We start from the raw sequence: 4,380 nt of genomic DNA, 5'->3' as shown, positions 1-4,380 counted from the left end.
TAGTGGATTTTATATTTATTCAGCAGACCCTAATTAAATGAGTTTAAATTTTTGATCGTTTTAAAACAAACGCTCATAATAATACATGTAATATATAGAGAAGGAGAGATAGTATGGATCCGTTTGTATTTCATAATCCAACTAAATTAATTTTTGGAAAAGGACAAGTCACAAAATTAAAAGAAGAAATTCCACCAGGTACTCAAAATGTGCTTCTTGTTTATGGTGGCGGAAGTATTAAAAAATTTGGTCTCTATGATCAAGTGGTTCAAATCTTCAAAGAAAGAAATATAAATGTAGTTGAATTGAGCGGAGTAGATCCCAATCCAAGAATTACTTCCGTTAGAGAAGGGGTAAGACTTTGCAAAGAAAATAAGGTTGACTTTATTTTAGCTGTTGGTGGCGGGAGTGTAATAGATTGTACCAAAACGATTGCTGCAGGAGCTACATATGAGGGAGACCCTTGGGATCTTGTGACAAGAAAGGCAGATCCAAAAGGAGTTATCCCTTTTGGAACGATTTTAACGCTTGCTGCGACTGGATCAGAGATGAATGGTGGGGCAGTTATTACCAATTTAGAAACTCAAGAAAAGTACGGATGGGGTTTTGGAACACTTACTTTCCCGACTTTTTCAATTTTAGACCCAACGAATACGTTAACGGTTCCTCGTGATCAGACGATTTATGGAATTGTGGATATGATGAGTCATATATTTGAACAATATTTTCACAATCCCACTCTTTCTCCGGTGCAAGACCGTATGTGTGAAGGGGTTTTAAAGGCCGTGATAGATTCAGCTCCAAAATTATTAGAAAATCTTGAATCGTATGAGCATCGTGAAACGATTATGTATGCAGGTACCATTGCTTTAAATGGAATGCTTCAAATGGGCTATCGTGGAGACTGGGCTACTCATAACATTGAACATGCGGTATCAGCTGTTCATGATATCCCTCATGCAGGTGGCTTGGCCATTCTCTTCCCAAATTGGATGAAACATACAATGCATGAAAATATCGAGAGATTTAAGCAATTTGCTGTCCGAGTTTTTGATGTTGACCCTTCTGGTAAAAAAGATGAACAAATTGCGTTAGAAGGAATTGAAAAACTAAGAGAGTTTTGGTCTTCCTTAGGAGCACCTAGGACATTACAGGATTATAAGATCGGGTCTGAACAATTTGAACTCATTACTGATCGTGCGATGAAACGCGGGGAATTTGGTCAGTTTAAAGTTCTAGGAAAAAAAGATGTTGAAAAAATATTAGAGCTTTCTATTTAAATAAAAAAATGAGGTGTCTCAAATGAGCACTTCATTTTTTTATTTGTCTTTCGCATCAAGATTAGGTTGCTTCAAATCTTTCCTTATATCCTTGAGATAGGTAAAATGTTAGTATATAAACATCTAACGCATAAAAGAGGAATTGAGGGTTAATGAAAAAAATAGTGAGCTGGATAATAGGTCGTATCTCCATCATCCCATCTAAAGAATCAAAATTGACTGTTTGGATGATGGTTTCTTTATGGATAACAACTACAGGTGGGGCATCCATTTTTGCAATTGGTAATACAAAGGGAGGGCACCTTTGGCTTGAAATAATGAAGGTCATTGCATTCCATACCGTGTTTTTTGCATTAAGCATGGTTGTGATAGGGCTTGTTTTTTCTATGCTATATATTCCTTTGCCAAAGATGTGGTTAGGAAGTTTGGTTTACAGTACCTTTGCAGTTATTGTTGTTTTGGAAAGTGAAAATTCAGGAAATCTTTTCTCCATTATTATGGGATTAATCTTTTCGATTCTTTCTTTATTCATAGGAGTATGGTTATTTTTCTTGTTCCATAAGAAGATTAGAATATGGGTCAAGGTTGCAATAACATTGCTTATTAGCTTGGGATTAACATATGTATTCCTCCCGGATCTTTCAAATGAGTATTTGTCAAAGGTTAATCGAAATCATGTTACTCCATTATCCTTTGATAATCCTGGAGAACACGGAAACTACTCCTATGCCTTTTTAACCTATGGAAGTGGAAAAGATCCCCATAGGAAGGAGTTTGGTAAAGAAGTTTCTATTATTACACCAAGTGTTGATGCTACCCACCTCGTTACTGAATGGAGTTCTAAGAGAGAAGAATTCTGGGGGTTCGACCAAAGTAATCTTCCTCTGAATGGACGAATGTGGATTCCAGAAGGTAGGGGGCCATTTCCTATTATCTTTATGGTGCATGGTAACCATGCGATGGAGGATTTTTCTACAAGTGGCTATAATTATCTAGGAGAGCTTTTTGCCAGCCGAGGATTTATAGCAGTATCAGTAGATGAGGATTTTATAAACTTTTCGAATGTCTCAGGAAGCCCTAACAATAACTATGAATTAAGAGCCTGGATCATGTTAAAACATCTGATTCAAGTTAAGGATTTAACTCAAAATCCAACTTCTTCACTCTTTGGGAAAGTTGATCTTGATAAAGTCGCCTTAATTGGACATTCAAGGGGAGGACAAGCTGTTGCAATGGCCGCAGATTATCAATCTTTCTTTCCAGATGATCCTGCTTTAAAAGGAATAGAAGAATTAAATATTCAGGTCGTAGTAGGAATTGCGCCTACCGACCAATCTGTAGATGGAAAAAAAGCGTATTTGAAAAACAAGTATTATTTTCTGTTGCATGGGGCGCGTGATGGGGATTTGAACGATTTTCGAGGGGACCGGCAATACGCAAGAACATCCTTTGATCAAGAAGTAAATCTATTCAAGGCTTCTCTTTATATTGCAGATGCAAATCATAGTCAGTTTAATACAAAATGGGGACGAAAAGATAACAGTCTTCCTAGAGGGTTATTTTTAAGCCAAAAGCAAACTATAAGTCCTGAAAATCAGAGAAATATAGCTAAAGTATATCTTTCAGCCTTAATGGAAGTAGCTTTTCATGAGAAGGAGCAGTATATTCCTTTATTTCAAGATTTCCGTTATGGGCAAAACTGGATTCCAGATACGCTCTATATTAATAAATATGAGGGTAGTTCGTATAAAACATTAGTCCAATTTGAGGAAGGAGACAAGGAATCTTTTTCTGCAGCTGAAGGTTTTGTTGAAAATCAAATAATAACTCCTAAAGATCGTATTGGAAATAACCGCCTTCAAGATGCTCTTCAATTGGAATGGGTGACAAATGCGCAGATTAAATGGGACTTGTCCAATCAATGGAAGGGTAGGCCAGAATCACTGGTGGTTACATTGGCTAATATTGATGAGGAAGCGGACCAAGAAAATCCGGTGGCTCTTCCTGAAATTTATGTGGAGTTGATGGATATCAAAGGGGAAACTGTAATGCTTCCATTGGAACAATTCCTTCCTGTTCCGCCAGTTATTAAAACGGATTATACGATATTTGGTTGGTTTGATGAAATCTTTCGTGAAGGAAAGTATGAAGCATCATGGGAACCTGTATTCCAATCTTTTCATTTGCCGATTTCTCTTTTTGAAATGGAAAATTCGGAGGTGAATTTTGAAGAGATTGAAGAAATGAGTTTCTATTTCAAAAACAAGCCAGGGAAAATCCTTATAGAAAAAATAGGAATATCAGAATAATATGCTCAAACAGTAGCACCCATATAAATTTATCCTGCATGAAACCATGAAGCAAGCTTCACTAACAAGGATGAAAAAATTTAATGTTTTGTTTTCATGGGAGAAATACCCCATCTTAAGTCTTAAGTGTAACGAAAAGAGTAGGTGGGGATAAACTGTCCGTAAATGTCCGATTGGTTCAAGGGACTCTTTAGGTCATATCCTTGGGTACTAACAATCAGTGAGGAACGCCCACTGATTGAAGTTTCACTTTATGAATGCTTTTTTAGCAACTTTCCTATCTGCATAAGTGAAACTACGGCATTCGTCACAAAGGCTTAGCAAATGCCAAGTTTTCTAATAGTTTCAGAATTTATAAGTTGTTAGAGAATTTTTCTAGTTCTAGCTAAAAAGCTTCATCGGGTAATCTTCGAAGTTTTTTTGCAAAAGTAATCGCATGAAGGCAAGCTTCTAAGAACTTCTTCGCAGAAACAAGTGCTTTTCTTACAAGATAAGAAATCATTATGGCTCGCTTCGCGGAGCCACCATCTACCATGAAAATGGATTCCTAATCAAACAAGGAGGATAAATCTTGTTGTTCATCTTCGAGAATACCTTTAATAACAATATGACCAGGTAGAAATATACATTGATGAATCCTGAAGAAGGATACCCTGCATAAGAAACGGGTTGTGACGGTATAGAAGTACCATCTATTGTGACTTGATCACGTATATAAAAGTTTTGCAGTGTCTGTTTTCATACAAAAGTATAAAATATGTCTAGCTCCAGCGCCCTATCGACTAGAGTCG

3 protein-coding genes are annotated in these 4,380 nt (G+C 36.7%); 2 read left to right on the top strand and 1 reads right to left on the bottom strand.

Translation table 11 applies throughout. From position 1 onward, the window contains the following. Positions 1 to 113: 113 nt before the first annotated feature. Positions 114 to 1,280 (top strand): iron-containing alcohol dehydrogenase, encoded by a 1,167-nt coding sequence (locus RZN25_12460; GenBank protein MEQ6377629.1) that lies wholly within the window; start codon positions 114 to 116, stop codon positions 1,278 to 1,280. 152 nt (positions 1,281 to 1,432) lie between these two features. Beyond that, complete coding sequence (locus tag RZN25_12455) at positions 1,433 to 3,589, top strand: hypothetical protein (protein ID MEQ6377628.1); 2,157 nt, start codon at positions 1,433 to 1,435, stop codon at positions 3,587 to 3,589. A gap of 385 nt (positions 3,590 to 3,974) precedes the next feature. Here the strand turns inward: RZN25_12455 and RZN25_12450 are convergent, their stop codons facing one another. After that, positions 3,975 to 4,124: a hypothetical protein gene (locus RZN25_12450; GenBank protein MEQ6377627.1), complete on the bottom strand. Its 150-nt coding sequence runs from the start codon at positions 4,122 to 4,124 to the stop codon at positions 3,975 to 3,977. Positions 4,125 to 4,380 lie beyond the last annotated feature (256 nt).

It is taken from the genome of Bacillaceae bacterium S4-13-56, from assembly GCA_040191315.1.
In the GTDB taxonomy this organism is placed as follows: domain Bacteria; phylum Bacillota; class Bacilli; order Bacillales; family JAWJLM01; genus JAWJLM01.
Note: the sequence above shows the minus strand (reverse complement) of the source record. Positions and strands in the feature narration are given on the sequence as shown.